Origin of the sequence: Oceanobacillus indicireducens, from assembly GCF_014647195.1 — a bacterium.
Lineage (GTDB): Bacteria > Bacillota > Bacilli > Bacillales > Amphibacillaceae > Oceanobacillus > Oceanobacillus indicireducens.
The window spans coordinates 16,450-30,982 of the sequence record NZ_BMOS01000010.1; the positions used below are offsets into that span (position 1 = coordinate 16,450).

Genomic DNA, 14,533 nt, shown 5'->3' on the forward strand with positions numbered 1-14,533 from the left:
TTTATTCTCCTTTAAAACGGTAACCTATACCCCAAACATTAAATATATATTTTGGTTTGTTTGGATCGTACTCAACTTTCTCACGTAGGCGGCTAATATGGACACGGACAGTATGTTTATCGCCAATTCCATCCCAAAATTTATCAAGTAATTGATCATAAGTAAAAACAATTTGCGGATGCTCGGCAAACAGTCGCAATAATTCATATTCTTTTGGTGTAAGTGAGATATATTTTCCCTCTACAAATACTTCTCTTGTGGATAAATCCAAAGTGAGACTACCGTAATCCAAGATTTTCCCGCTAAATCCCTTCTGGGAACTAGAGCGTCGCAATACAGCTTTCACTCGGGCAATAACCTCACCCGGAGATGCGGTTTTAACTATATAATCATCCCCCCCAATTGCCAACCCACGAATTTTATCTACATCATCACTGAGAGCGCTCAGGAAGAGGATAGGAATGTTACTCTCCTCCCGTACCTGCCGGCAGAACTCGAAACCATTTAGTCCCGGCATCATGATGTCAAGAATGATGCAATCAATTGTAACCTGCTTAAGTACGGACAGTGCTTGATCGCCGTTATAAGCAGTTTTTACATAGAAACCGTCATTTTCCAAGAAGTCTCTTAATAGTTCAACAATGCTTTTATCATCATCTACAACCATAATCGTCTGTTTTTCCTTCACAAAATCCTACCTTCCCTTCGATGCTAGTTTAAGAAACGAACCTTCCATCGAAATCTACTTTCAGTATATCACTGTTTCAACAATGAGTTAAATCACTGTTTTTGTGATGGATTGTGATTGTTTTGTGACCTTTTTGTACAATCATTTGAGACATTTAAAGGTTATTCTTTAATTGTGAAGTTGATAGGCGAATGTTCACTATAAATAAAGTATTTCGCCTCAATTTACTATTTGAAGGGAGGTACACATATGGGTTTCGAAACATTCTTTCCATTCGGTGCTTTGTTTTGCCTTACACTTTTCTGCTTTATGGCGGTTCGAATCTTTGAAATTCGCTATCGTTATAAAGATTCCAATCAGAAAGACAGGGACATAACCATGATTCTTAAAAATCGGTTAGCCAAGAAAGAAATTAATGAAGCTGAGTATCAAAGGTTGAAAGAGCTTCTTACAAAATAAAAGAACAATTCTTGTGGCAAGGGCTCAAATTAATTGCCAGAAAGTTTGATTAAAATTTTTAAAAAAATGGAGGACATATGTATGAATGTTCAAATTGTGTTATTTGATGGATTTGATTTATTGGATGCAATTGCTCCTTATGAAGTGTTTGTTGCAGCTGGAATGTACTCAGAGGAGGAAATAATAGTTAAACTAGTTTCCGCTGAAGGTGAACGAATGGTGACAAGTGGGGTGAATCAATTACAACTCCAAGCAAGCGGCAAAATTGATTTATCCTCTAAAGGAATCATTCTTGTACCAGGGGCATCTGGTTCTGTTCATGATAATGGGCCAGATTCCATTCCAGTAAAATTAAAAAAAGCCACTGAAACCGAGTTAAATAATCTACTACGAGAAGCAATGAAGAAAGCCGATATTTTACTTTCCACAGTTTGTGGCGGTTCTCTCATTTTAGCAATGGATGGTTTATTAGAAGGCCGCCATGCAGTAACGCATCATATGGGAATGGGTCTTTTGAGTGCTACCAACGCTATTCCAGTTAATGCCCGTATCGTAGATGATGGCGATCTTGTTACTGGCGGTGGCGTTACTTCAGGGCTCGATGTTGCGCTTTATTTAGTTGAGCGAGAGTTAGGTTCCCGTATAGCACATGCTGTGGAACAACTATTTGAGTACGAGCGCAGGGGCACAGTTTGGAAAGCTGAAGGACATGCACCTAAAGAAAGCAAACATGAAAATCCAATGGAAACGACAAGTTCTCGCTCCTCTAATCAAACTGATACTGATAAGAGCTTTAATTTCCAAGGAAAATGGGATACTACGATTTCCACTCCTATTGGCGATCTTTCCGTTTTATTAGATTTATCTTCTGAAGATGGTCGTATAGTGGGAACTGCAAAACAAGGGGATAATATTGCTACGCTGGACAACGCTGTACTGGAAGGGAATCAATTAAAATGGTCCATGAAAGTGACGAAGCCTATGCGTCTTACATTAAAATTTATCGTTTCTGTAGATGGAAACAATATGTATGGTGAAGCAAAGGCTGGTATGCTTCCCTCATCCAAATTAATGGGACATCGTATATCTTAAGGATGGAGTTGTATTATGTATTCATTTATTGTATTTGCTCATGTATTAGGTGCTTTATTGCTTGGTAGTTTTCTAGCTTTTCCATTTGCGTTTAAATCTCTTTTGTCACGATCAGGTAATGAATTGAAAATAGCTGTTAAAACATTAGTAGGCTTTACCCGCTTTGCCCATTATGCATTAATTTTGTTAATCATTACAGGAGGATGGATGGTAATGGGATATGCCACTTATCCTTCTTTGTTATGGGTGGTGCTATCATTAATCCTGTTTATGCTGATTGGTGCCTTGATAGGTATGATACAAAATAACTTGAAACGAGTTATTTTTGCTGAGGATCCTGACAATGCGTTACAACGAAATAAAGCCAAACTTAATACACTCGGTTGGTTTACATTTCTGCTTATTTTTACTGTTGTTTTTGTTATGACAAATCGCAGTTTATTTTCCTAAATATTAGAGAAGAGGATAACGATAAAAATGAAAAAGAACATTTGGATCATTTTTTTAATCGTATCGTTCATGTGGGTCATGCATACATTTTCAAAAAATTTCATGGTCGATCCCACTTTTCAGAACTTTCTTGCTAGAAAAGATGAAGTTCTAACCAACGAATCATTATGGATACTTATGATCAGATTACATATCATTTTTGCTATTATCTCACTAATCACTGGCCCCTTGGGTGTGATCAAGAAATTACGAATTAAATCTATCCAATTTCATCGTTGGAATGGTCGAGTCTATGTACTGTCTATTTTGTTAAACTTTATCCCTGGTGTTTACGTTTCTTTTTTTGCAACAGGAGGATGGTTGAGCACCATTGGATTTCTCGTTTTAAATACACTATGGTTTGGTACAACAATTCTAGGCTTTATCAATATTAGAAGAAAAAACGTGATAAAGCATAGTTCATGGATGTTAAGAAGCTTCTTTCTTGCCTTTGCCAATATGTTCATCTACATCATTGTGGCCATTTCACACAATGCCTTGCAATTTTCATATGGTACTTCCTACACAATTGCTGTATGGCTATGTTGGGTGATTAGTTTATGCATTGCAGAAACCATGATAAGAAAAAAAGTATTTATATAATTGGATATTAATATTAATGTGGTGTACGAAGAAATCTATGGTGCTGATTTTTCCACACGATAATCCCAATGCCCAACTTTAGAAAAGTATAGAATAAGTGTTACCCAATATGATTAACCTGTCAAACTTTGAGATTCTTGATATGAAAGAGAGTGAATATAATTACAGATTCTTAATAAAGTCAAATACTTCACCACCTTTGAAGCTGGTGGATATTCTAGTGTCGCTGGTTTACCACCAATTGCAAGATCATTTTCAGAGATATGGGCCTTTTCATATATTTTTGAATGGTTCAACCCTATCCTACACAATTTTAGTGGTGGGTTAGACGTTGTTCAGCATGTATTTTTGATTGTAGCCGCTTTAATTTTTATAGCTTTACTACCAATCGTTTATAAAAGAAAACTTTTAGTTAAAAGTAGTGGGGGACAGTAATTGACAGTGTGCTATTTAATTTAAACACGATTCAGCATTGAAAAATTAAAAAAGAGGGGTACCAACCTGGAGGGCACTGAAATAGTCATCTTGGGAAAATCATTGCAAGAATGGAAACGACTTATCGTTTTCCATTCTCGCTTTTTCATCTTGGAAGCCGTGGATTTCCGTTCCCAGCAGACGCTTTTCTACGGGGCTTTCAGATCGTGCTGTTCCCGTGGGAATTGCGCCTTCCACTCCAATCCACTATTGTCTAATCCCCACTAACGTTCTTTCTCGATTAAAAAATGACTCTTGTCCCGTATACTCAAATTAAGAAAATGTAGGTGGTGCGCCCAATGATTTAAAACCAGAGACCCTTAATCTAAGTCCATACATGGCGATATACGATATCGTCGTCCCAAAAGATAATATGCTTCGGCAAATAAATGAATTTGTTGATTTTTCTTTCATCCTTGAGGAGCTCAAAGCAAAATACTGTTTGGATAAGACCGGAAAGCAATCCCTCCCGGTCATTGAAGAAACTTATTATTTGACTTTAAAACCAGAATGGATATTATAGAGTTATTAAGTCTTTAATGAGGTGGTAATATGAGATTAACAAAAGCTACGAACTATGCTCTCCACACCATGCTTTTTTTAGCTGTTAATCCATCCGATGAGCATATAGGTGTGGCAAAATTGGCTGAGCGCCAACAGGTTTCAACGACATATTTATCTAAAATACTAACAAAGTTAGTAAAGTCGGGTATGATTGAATCTGTCTCAGGTGCAAATGGCGGCTATAAATTAAAACCGGGTGGGGAAGAAGTTTCATTACTCGAAGTTATAAAAGCTATTGAAGGTTTGACGCCTATGTTTGATTATTGTCTCAACCACAATCCTGATTGCTTAATTCAGAAAGCGATTGAATCAGCTGAGGAAAAGCTTTTGGATGAATTGAATCAAACACGTATAGTTGACTTGGCTAACAAAATGAATAAGACATCTATATAAATCATGATGTCTTTTACCCGAATTATAGATATTAAAACTCTATTATATATATTAAAGATATGGAGGAAAATAATGATGGAGAAATATGATTGTATTGTAATTGGTGCTGGACCTGCCGGATTAAGTGCAACCTTAACTTTAGGAAGAGCGCGAAGAAAGGTTACCATATTTGATAATGGAACAAATCGAAATCGTGTAACTCAGGAGTCACATGGTTTTTTAACAAGAGAGGGAATTAAACCTCAAGAATTCAAAAATATTGCAATGAAAGAATTAAAATCTTATCCTTCTGTTTCAATTTCGAATGAAACAGTTATTGAGGTAAATAAAGATGATCAAAATGATTTATTTTTAATCAAGTCATCAAATAATAAAACTTATATAACAGAAAAAATACTGTTAGCTACCGGTATTCAAGAAGAATTTCCCTTAACACAGATTAGACAATACTACGGTAAAAGTTTATTCAGCTGTCCTTATTGTGATGGTTGGGAGCTTAGAGACAAGCCGTTAGCTATAATTGCAGAAAATGATGAACACATTATTCATATGACTAAATTGGTTTTTAATTGGTCAAAAGATTTAATCGTTTTTACTAATGGTCATCAACTATTCAACAAAGTACGAAATGATTTTGAAAGTAAAAAGATTAAGGTTTATACAGATGTTATTGAAGACTTACATGGAGATAATGGTAACTTAGAAAGTATTGAATTGGAATCAGGTGATAACATTCTAAGAAGTGGTGGCTTCGTAGTTCCAAGTTTTTATCGCCCAAATAAATTTGCTGAACAATTAAATTGTCAATTTGATAAAAACGGAGGAATTATCACAGACGGTGCTGGACGAACAACAGCAAATGGGATATATATTGCGGGAGAAACCGAAAAGGCAGAGTCCTCTTCTTTGATAATTGCTTCAGCCGACGGCAACAAGGCTGCTTCAAGTATAAACATGGATATAACATTAGATAGATTTTAATATGTAAGCTGATGGGCGATTACAATTATCAAGTATAACCAATCTATTTAAATCCTTTTATATCAATAACTAATGCGATTATAAATGGATAAATTGTAATCGTATTTCTTATTGCATAAGTATTATTTATTTTCGTTAATAGACCTGCTAATAAGAAAGGAAAGTCGGCATTTTCCTAAATTTCTAACATTAACCAAAAATTCTAGTTGAATAAAATTGAGACATTTGTCTTGACTAATCATTTATCACTTTTGGTTAATGGTAAAAATATAAGGCTAATAAGGGATATGAATTGAATTGACAACAATACCCAAAGATAAATAAAGAATTTATTTCTTCCCTGCTTTTTTAGATTCAAGTATTCCTTTGGCAACACTTTCCATAATAATAAGGTCTTGATCTGTTAAACTATCAAGTTGTTTTTCTAGCTGCCTTCTTCTGCTACTTTTCGTCACTTTAGAAGCAGGTAAGAAAAACTCGTCAACGGATACATTTAACAACGATACAAGATCATAAAGTACTTGTATGCTAGGATGTTGCCCTTTGTTCTCAATATTAGTTAAATAACGTGGGTCAATTTCTATCGATGCCCCTACCTGTTCTCGGGTTAAACCTTGTTTTGTACGTGCTTCTTTTATAGCAAGTCCAAACACTTTAAAATCATATTTATCTTCTTTTTTACGCATAATAAACCACCCCTATACATTCTACTGTTCCTATTAAATTAGAAACAGGTATAGGAAAACGTACTATGTATTTACACAGTTCATGTTGTGTACTTCATACAATAAAAGATACTGCCATACGGCAATAAAAAAAACCGTTATCTGGCAGTACCCTTTTCATGCCTAAAATAATATTCCCTTTCCGGACGACGGTTTAAATAGCTGCCGTCTCTCTTTTTATACAGAATTTATAAATGGTGTATGGTGTACGAAGTTTAATCTTTTTTAAAAAGATGACGGCTCCTAGGAGGTAGTCGTCATGCAATATATTGTTATTCAACAATGTTTGATTTCTGACCCCTTATTAAAAAAGGTTATTCATCTACCCTAGATAAAAACGCTCATAAATGTGGTTTTTTAAAACATATAGGACGAACTATGAAGACACATAAACAGACTGAGCAATCTGCTTATGTGTCTTTTTCGTTTGCTGAAAACTTTTTTAAAAGTTTTTTTCAAAATATGCAACAAACAGCCCTTTCGTGTCGGGACTTAGTACGAAAGGAAATAATAGAGCAGAACTCACTTCCTTTCATGGCGAGAAAGGAGGTGAGAAATCATGAAGCCATCTTCTTTTCAGACTACCATAGAAAATCAGTTTGATTATATCTGTAAGCGCGCGATGGAAGATGAACGCAAAGACTATTTCAAACATTTGTCGAGAATTTCAAAACAAGAAGTTTCCTTCTCTGATACAGGGGATTATCTCGTCAATCAGTTTTCTACTATCGATAACTATTCAGGTGATTTACAGATCTTCACATTGAACGGTTTTAGTATTGGTGTGGAAAGTGATTTGTTAAGTGAAGCATTACGGAATCTGACGGATAAAAAGCGTAAGATTATTTTACTTTATTACTTTATTACTTTATGGATATGAGCGATACGGAAATTGCAGAGTTATTGAAATTAAATCGTTCAACAGTCTATCGTCACCGAACTAGTGGACTAGCTTTTATTAAAAAATTCATGGAGGAGAGTACAGAATGAAAACAAAATATCCTATTATTCCCTTCTCTCTAATTGTAAAAGCGACCGATGGTGATACAGAAGCAATTAATTATATTGTAAAACACTACAAGGGTTATCTTTCAAAACGCTCCCTTCGATTAATGAAAGATGAATACGGAAATTCACACATGATAGTTGATGAAACGTTACGCGGCAGATTGGAAACCAGATTGATTACCAAGATTTTAGCCTTTGAAATTAAATAATCAATTCTCCATTTGCGGAAGCGTGCTGGAGTGTTACACGCTTCCTGATTAGTAGTTTGTCATTCTATTAAAGCATACTGATCCCAGTATATTTTGATAGGCTGACAAGCCGATGTTCTTTGACAACTGAATAAAAAGTGATCGAATACATTTCGATAGAGAATGAGCCTACGGACTGATACGCCATGACTTTGCAGATAATGCAAAACGAGCGATTGTTTTCAGTGATCTGTAAGTGTCTTTTGGACAAGTCACTGCCATGACTTCTCTATCGTGATAATGATACTCCTGTACAGCCACAGCCCGAGCGTTTAAAGCGTCACAGGCAATGGGTATAGCTGCATGCGAACCATGCAGGGGTGAATTTCCCGTGAGCTTAACCAAAGCTGTTCGATTACTTATATATGAATTTGAGAGTAGTTGTAGTTCATACCACCATATAAAAGTATCTACTCTAGATGCAACATAAAATTCATTTATTTTAAATAGTGCGTTATAATTATAGGCGAATATTGGAGTTTTCCTAGCCTATAATGGAAAGGAGTATCAATGATAACAGTCACTAAAAAAGACTTAATTGAGCTAGGATACGGAACTTCTTTTTCAGCAGATATCATTAAAAAAGCAAAAGAATTGATGATTACAAAGGGGCATTCCTATTATGAGTCTAGAAAGCTAGATAGAGTCCCTCGTGAAGCTGTAGAAGAAATTCTGGGAATCAATTTTTCGGATGACAACAGGTCTGATTAGTTTTTGCATGGTAAGGAGTAAAAACTATGGCTAAAGATCCGATTATAAAAGCGAAAAATGGCACTTACTATTTTCGTGCAAATCTAGGATATGATTCTAAAGGGAAAAAGATTCAAAAATATCGTAGTGGATTTGCTACTAAAAAAGAAGCAAGAGAAGAATACTCGAAGCTACTACTTATGAAACCAGAAGAATTAAGTGAAAACAAGAACAAAATGTTGTTTGAACATTATATCTTTGAAATTTTTCTTCCTTGGTATAAAACACAAGTAAAGCTTAGAACATATGAAAATCGCTTACCAAGTATTAAGAAGCACTTCCCTTACTTCTATAAAATGGCTGTTTCTGATATTGAGCCTATTGATGTACAAAATTGGCAACTGAAATTATCGAAAAACCTAAAATCTTCTTATGTAAGAGCCGTTCAAGGATTGTTTTCTGTTGCTATGGATAGAGCGATTGTATTAGGCATTACAACGACAAATCCTTCTAAGATTATTGGAAATGTAAAAAACAAAAGACAAAAATTGACTTCTGGACAAAAGAAGAATTTGAAAAAGTAATCTCTTTCATTTATAAAGAGGATTACTACCAACATTTCCTTTTTGTTTCTTTATGGTTCTTGTTTATGACAGGAATGCGAATCGGTGAAGCTACCGCCATTCAATGGGAGGATGTTGATTTTGATTCGGGGATACTAACCATCAACAAAAATCTTTATTACAAGAATCAAAGTAATTACAGATTTGTTGAACCAAAAACAAAAGCGAGTGTTCGACACATTGTACTTGATAAGTGTACATTAAATATTTTATCAGAATGGAAGAATGTCCAACAAGATCTTATCAAAACGGATTTTGTGATGAGTTACAATGGCATTCCAACACAAAAACATACTCTCGCACACGCTATTGAGCGTTACGCTAAACTAGCTGGGATTCACCGAATTAGAATTCATGGATTACGTCATTCGCATGCTTCGTTACTTATTAGTATGGGAGAAAACCCACTCATCATTAAAGAGCGTCTAGGACATGAAGATATTGAAACGACTTTAGGAACATATGGACACCTTTATCCTAACAGCAATTTTGAGGTAGCTAACAAATTAAATGGGATCATCTCCTTTAAGGAGACGAAACAAAACTATGATTTCTCACCGAAAAATCAATTCACTGTTAACTATTTAAGAAAGCAAAAACAAAAAGTGCAATAAAAGTGCAATAAAAAATAAAAAAGAGCCAAAAACCCTTGATACACAAAGGTTTCTAGCTCTCCTACAACTACTCCCATTCAATCGTCGATGGCGGCTTACTCGTCACATCATAAACTACACGGTTAACCTCTTCGATCTCCGTCACAATTCTACTCGAAATCTTCTCAAGCACGTCCCAAGGAATTCTCGCCCAGTCCGATGTCACACCATCAACTGAATTCACGGCACGAATGCCAACCGTATGAACATAGGAGCGTCCTCCATCTTTCACACCAACACTGCGGATGTTAGGGAGGATGGTAAAGTATTGCCAGATTTCACGGTCAAGGCCTGCTTTTGCGATTTCTTCTCTTAAGATTGCATCAGACTCCCTTACAATCTCAAGCTTCTCTTCAGTCACTTCGCCGAGTACACGGATACCAAGTCCTGGCCCTGGGAATGGCTGTCTCCAAACAATATGATCCGGGATGCCAAGTGCCGTTCCGACAGCGCGGACTTGCTGCTTAAATAATGTTTTAAGCGGTTCGATCAATTCAAATTCCATTTCTTCTGGCAGGCCGCCGACATTATGATGGGATTTGATTATTTTTGAACCATCCGTTCCGCTTTCCATAATATCGGTGTAAACTGTTCCTTGTGCAAGGAAACCGATGTCCTCTAATTTCGCAGCTTCATCGTCGAATACATAGATAAACTCATTTCCGATAATCTTTCTCTTCTGTTCTGGGTCTGTGACACCTGCTAATTTAGATAGGAAACGATTCTTTGCATCTACTTTGATAATATTCATATGGAAATCTTCTGCGAAAACTTCCATCACTTGATCCGCTTCATTTTTACGCAATAAACCATGGTCGACAAAGATACATGTCAGTTGGTCACCAATTGCTTTATGCACGAGCGCTGCTGCAACAGAGGAATCAACCCCGCCACTCAAGGCACAAAGCACCTTTTGATCGCCGACTTGCTCTTTTATCTTTTGCACTTCTTGCTCAATAAACTCTTCTGCATTTAATTCATTTGGTTTCATTGTGATTGCTCCTGTCTGCTATCTAATATTCTCATTTTACTAACCAATGGAAATCGGGTCAACCCATAATTGTTTTCAGCAACTTTTTCCAGGTGGTTTTTAGTTTGTTCATTTCTTTCGGATTGAATTCATTACGATAAAGCATTCGTTCATAATAAGCGGTCAACATTCGCATTTCACCTGTTCCATAATGGGCATCCACTCGCTTCGCATATTCACGTAATGTCTGGTCATTTTTTCGTTCATTTCCTTCGTGATCTAGAACCGTGAGTAAATGAAGATATGCTTCTTGAAATGCTTCCTGACTCTGGTTGCGATTAAGTTTCATGGCTAGGAGCTTCGTTTTTATATTGAAACGGTACTTATACAGTACGAAGAAAATCAATAGAGCTACTAAAACAATAAGCCCCCACTGCCACCAGGCAAGACTGAAATTATGATTAGAAGGACTAGCCATTGCTGGTGCTGTTTCGTCTTCTTCCAGTTCCCTTTCAGTTTCAGGTAATTCCGTCTCTGGAGCGTCAAGTACGTCATCATAAGCATCAAAATCTTCGGTATCTGTATTCGCCTGATCCACATGGAATTCCGTCAAGTTCGAGAAGCCTTGAGTCGGTTCAAAGGAAACCCAACCAGACTCTGGAAAGTACACTTCCACCCAGGAATGGGCATTGGAATTCGTCACTTCATAAATATGATAATTATCCCGGTTTCCTTCACCAATTATCTCTCCGCCGGTAAAACCTTTCACCCAGCGTGCCGGAATATCGAGGGTGCGAAGCAAGACGACCATAGATGTCGAGAAGTTATCACAATAGCCAACCTGTGTTTCAAAGAGAAACTGATCAACATAATCATCATCCTCACCCGGGACGGCAACTCCTGTCGTCTGATACGTAAAATCGTGACTGCTAAAATAGCGTTCAATCGCGCGTGTTTTCTCATACCGGCTCTCATAACCTGCCGTTATCTCCTCCGCAAGTTCAGCAACGCGACCTGGAAGTGTATCGGGCAGATGAAGATATTCCGCCATTTCCTCTTCATCATTTCCCGGGTCTTCCCGTAATGCAGTTAAAGAATAAGACGTCCGGTCATAGGCTAGCTGATAAAAGCCAAGTCTCAGTGTTTCCCCGTTTTCACGAGCTTCGATTGACTCTGTGATCTGATCAAGGAATAGATCTGGTTTAGGCATTGGTGCCATGAATTTTTTTACCCCATACGGATAAACTAGTTTTTTTAAATTTTGTCCCTCTTGAAACTCTATTAATGCAGTCGATTCTTCGGTCTCCACGTTCCCGTGATACATATCCAGATGAATTTCTCCATCTTGTTGTTTAATATAGTCATGATCAGCAGATGATTCCCAGCCTTTTCCGGTATAAATTTCTTTTGTTTCTATTCGCCAATATTGATCTTGGTCAGTCTCCGCATGAAAAACCGGCGTATCATCCTGGATAAAGGAGCCGCCAAGTTGCGAATCATCTTCCCCGTAGCCAACCTTCTGTATGGTACCACTCCCAGAACCGCCGACCTGTTCTGCAGCACCTTCAAGAAACGGTACTGGATCCGGCCATTGGGGATCAAGCTTAGGTGCGACAAGGCCAAGCAAGACGGAGAAGACAAGTGTAAGCATAATAGGCAGAATCCATTTTGTTTTTTGCTTAATCCGGTCGAGCGATATTTTCTCTCTTTCTAGGTCGCGGTTAAAGTTCGTAATCGCGAGGGAAACTAAAGAAATAATAAAGATTCTTATGATCGCAAATTTCGCGTCATACAGTGTAAATGTATCCAACACCGTAATGTAGACGAAAGTCAGGAAGATGAATAAGAAAATTCGCTTCATCTGCACAAACCAGTAATGCAGCAGGTAACTCATTAACCAGATTAGGAGTAAAAAAAGAAAACTCCGGAATAATGGGCTTAAATAATACCAATCCTGGCTAATAAATATATTCGCGTTCATCGTAAATTCCAGTAAAAAATAGTTCAACCACTCCCTGCTAAGGAAGGTCATATCAAAATAAAGTCCATTCAAAATGAATAAAAGTCCAAAGCCTTTCAGCAAAAAGCTTGCCCACCATTTCAACTGCAAGAGCGAAATAAAAAAGCAAAAAATCGTATAAATTACAAAAACCGCGATACTGCTCGTGTCTGTCACCTGTTCAATCGGATAAAGCCACTCCAGAAAAAGGACGAGCCCACCGAGGTAAAGGATGACATTATAAATATTTGACTTGGTCACGTTCTGTTGCTCGTTCATCGAATACTCACCTCAAGTGGGGTTGTAAGCCATTCTTTTTCCGTTAATAAATGGATTGCTATTCCAGATTTTTTTATCTGGGCAATCATGTCCTGTTCTTTTTCCAGGATAAACTTTGAACCTTGAATATAAAAAATCACAATTTGTGCGGTACGCTGTCTTAACTCTTGAATCGTTTGCCGGAAGAAGTCGTCCACCGTAGACGTGATAATCACGAGTCGCTCCATTCGCTTCTCAGTCAGCATCAATTCTTTTAAAGCACCTGAAAAAGGACCATCTCCGTCTGGCTGTATCTTCGTCAAGTAATAGCGAATATCACTTTTCCCCTGATTGGATTCTCTTAGCGTAAATTCTTTCGTTTCTTTTCCGACTGTTAATAATTCAATATTAGTTGTTCCTTTTTCCAGTTTTTTAATGAGTGACAGAGTAAGTTCGACACTCGCTTCAAAGGCTAATGGGTTTTTTCGTTTAGGAATGCATGCATCAAGAAGAATGAAGAGACTATCGCTTCTTGCTTGTTCGAACTCTTTCGTCATGACGGATTGATTTTTTGCCGTCTGTTTCCAATGGATCCAAGAAAAGCGGTCGCCTGGAGCGTATTCACGTACACCCGTTGCAACATTCGTATTTTCTAACTGGAAAAGATTGACGACTTGCTGCCCCTGTTCAAAGCTGACAGCACGGTCCAAGAGCCTAATCTCCCTTGTGTTCGGCTGGACGATCAGCTCGTCTTGCACCGGAAAGATATGTTCCTTTTTCACAAATCCAAAGACATCGCTAATGAAGACACGTACGCCTTGCAGCTCAAGCTCTCCTCTAGGGAGATTTTCTAAGCGGTAGGAAATCTCTAGCTGCTTTTTAAACCCGATCATTTTCATTTTTTTCACCGTGCGATCGATCGTTACATGATCCGGTTCATTTAAAAATGCATAGTCGTGATGCAACCTATTCCAAGTTGCTGGCATAATTTCTTCCACCACTCCGTAATAAAGCGGTAGAGGAAACTTTCTTTCCAGGTGGATCGTTACATCTATCGCGTCACCTGCCTGGACGATTCGTCTCGGTAGCGTTCGACTCACTTTCCAATGATTCAATGGATAAAATAAGAGACATAGGTGATAGAGCAGGATTGGAAGGTAGCTGTAGAATAAGAACCAGCTGACAAATCCACCTTGGAACATCGCGTAGGAAAATAATGCAGCAAGCAGAATGAGAATGAATAGCAAGTTTCCAATGAATCTAATTGTGACTTTCATCAGTCCGATTCCCTTCGAACCGGGATATGTGTTGCTCGTAATATCGATTCCATGATGTTTTCGCCCGTTTCACCGTTGAATTTCGCATCTGATGTAAGGATGATCCGGTGTCTAAGTACAAACGGAGCTAAATATTTCACATCATCAGGAAGCACATAATCACGGTCGTGAATGTACGCGTATGCTTTCGCTGCTTTCATTAGTGCAATCGAACCGCGGGGACTAACGCCAAGGTAAATGGCCGGGTGTTCCCTTGTGCCGTTTACAATATTCACGATAACATTAAAAAATTCAGCTTGAATCATCGTTAGTTCTGCATTGGACATGACGGCTTGAATG

The 14,533-nt window shown here is 37.6% G+C and carries 14 protein-coding genes and 3 pseudogenes; 11 read left to right on the plus strand and 6 right to left on the minus strand.

Translation table 11 applies throughout. The features are described from left to right. Position 1: 1 nt before the first annotated feature. Entirely contained in the window at positions 2-688 is a 687-nt protein-coding gene (locus tag IEX94_RS08535) for a response regulator transcription factor (RefSeq protein WP_188856833.1), read from the minus strand. Between the two features lie 249 nt (positions 689-937). Between IEX94_RS08535 and IEX94_RS08540 the strand changes: the two genes are divergently transcribed. From IEX94_RS08540 to IEX94_RS08570, 7 genes and pseudogenes are all read left to right on the plus strand, one after another. Beyond that, positions 938-1,147 (plus strand): SHOCT domain-containing protein, encoded by a 210-nt coding sequence (locus tag IEX94_RS08540; protein WP_188856834.1) that lies wholly within the window; start codon positions 938-940, stop codon positions 1,145-1,147. Positions 1,148-1,228: 81 nt separating this feature from the next. Beyond that, complete coding sequence (locus tag IEX94_RS08545) at positions 1,229-2,239, plus strand: DJ-1/PfpI family protein (RefSeq protein WP_188856835.1); 1,011 nt, start codon at positions 1,229-1,231, stop codon at positions 2,237-2,239. Positions 2,240-2,254: 15 nt separating this feature from the next. Further along, complete coding sequence (locus tag IEX94_RS08550) at positions 2,255-2,689, plus strand: DUF2269 family protein (protein WP_188856836.1); 435 nt, start codon at positions 2,255-2,257, stop codon at positions 2,687-2,689. Positions 2,690-2,716: 27 nt separating this feature from the next. Continuing rightward, positions 2,717-3,331, plus strand: coding sequence for a DUF2306 domain-containing protein (locus IEX94_RS08555; RefSeq protein ID WP_188856837.1), 615 nt, complete (start codon positions 2,717-2,719; stop codon positions 3,329-3,331). 811 nt (positions 3,332-4,142) lie between these two features. Further along, positions 4,143-4,310: pseudogene (locus IEX94_RS20260) on the plus strand (transposase); the annotation flags it as partial. Positions 4,311-4,357: 47 nt separating this feature from the next. Continuing rightward, complete coding sequence (locus IEX94_RS08565) at positions 4,358-4,762, plus strand: RrF2 family transcriptional regulator (RefSeq protein WP_188856838.1); 405 nt, start codon at positions 4,358-4,360, stop codon at positions 4,760-4,762. Between the two features lie 75 nt (positions 4,763-4,837). Beyond that, complete coding sequence (locus IEX94_RS08570) at positions 4,838-5,743, plus strand: NAD(P)/FAD-dependent oxidoreductase (RefSeq protein WP_188856839.1); 906 nt, start codon at positions 4,838-4,840, stop codon at positions 5,741-5,743. 329 nt (positions 5,744-6,072) lie between these two features. Here the strand turns inward: IEX94_RS08570 and IEX94_RS08575 are convergent, their stop codons facing one another. Then, a complete protein-coding gene (locus tag IEX94_RS08575) occupies positions 6,073-6,429 on the minus strand; it encodes a helix-turn-helix domain-containing protein (RefSeq protein WP_188856840.1) in 357 nt (118 codons plus the stop codon). Positions 6,430-7,027: 598 nt separating this feature from the next. Here IEX94_RS08575 and IEX94_RS08580 point away from each other — a divergent pair. The 4 genes and pseudogenes from IEX94_RS08580 (at position 7,028) to IEX94_RS08595 (ending at position 9,651) form a co-directional block, all read left to right on the plus strand. Further along, positions 7,028-7,458 (plus strand): annotated as a pseudogene (locus IEX94_RS08580) (RNA polymerase sigma factor). After that, positions 7,455-7,685 (plus strand): helix-turn-helix domain-containing protein, encoded by a 231-nt coding sequence (locus IEX94_RS08585; protein WP_188856841.1) that lies wholly within the window; start codon positions 7,455-7,457, stop codon positions 7,683-7,685. The pseudogene IEX94_RS08580 and the gene IEX94_RS08585 overlap by 4 nt, the downstream one beginning before the upstream one ends. Before the next feature lie 549 nt (positions 7,686-8,234). Next, positions 8,235-8,435 carry a DUF3173 domain-containing protein gene (locus IEX94_RS08590; RefSeq protein WP_072741228.1) on the plus strand — a complete coding sequence of 67 codons (201 nt, stop codon included), beginning with the start codon at positions 8,235-8,237 and terminating at the stop codon, positions 8,433-8,435. A gap of 26 nt (positions 8,436-8,461) precedes the next feature. After that, positions 8,462-9,651 (plus strand): annotated as a pseudogene (locus IEX94_RS08595) (site-specific integrase). Between the two features lie 67 nt (positions 9,652-9,718). Here the strand turns inward: IEX94_RS08595 and guaA are convergent. The 4 genes from guaA to IEX94_RS19705 form a co-directional block, all read right to left on the minus strand. Continuing rightward, positions 9,719-10,681 (minus strand): glutamine-hydrolyzing GMP synthase, encoded by a 963-nt coding sequence (guaA, locus tag IEX94_RS08600; protein ID WP_268239585.1) that lies wholly within the window; start codon positions 10,679-10,681, stop codon positions 9,719-9,721. A gap of 58 nt (positions 10,682-10,739) precedes the next feature. Continuing rightward, positions 10,740-12,938: a transglutaminase TgpA family protein gene (locus IEX94_RS08605; protein ID WP_156857949.1), complete on the minus strand. Its 2,199-nt coding sequence runs from the start codon at positions 12,936-12,938 to the stop codon at positions 10,740-10,742. Continuing rightward, positions 12,935-14,194 carry a DUF58 domain-containing protein gene (locus IEX94_RS08610; protein ID WP_188856842.1) on the minus strand — a complete coding sequence of 420 codons (1,260 nt, stop codon included), beginning with the start codon at positions 14,192-14,194 and terminating at the stop codon, positions 12,935-12,937. The genes IEX94_RS08605 and IEX94_RS08610 overlap by 4 nt, the downstream gene beginning before the upstream one ends. Beyond that, positions 14,194-14,533: AAA family ATPase (locus tag IEX94_RS19705; RefSeq protein WP_373290816.1), on the minus strand; the 340-nt coding region annotated here is incomplete at its 5' end. The genes IEX94_RS08610 and IEX94_RS19705, both read right to left, overlap by 1 nt.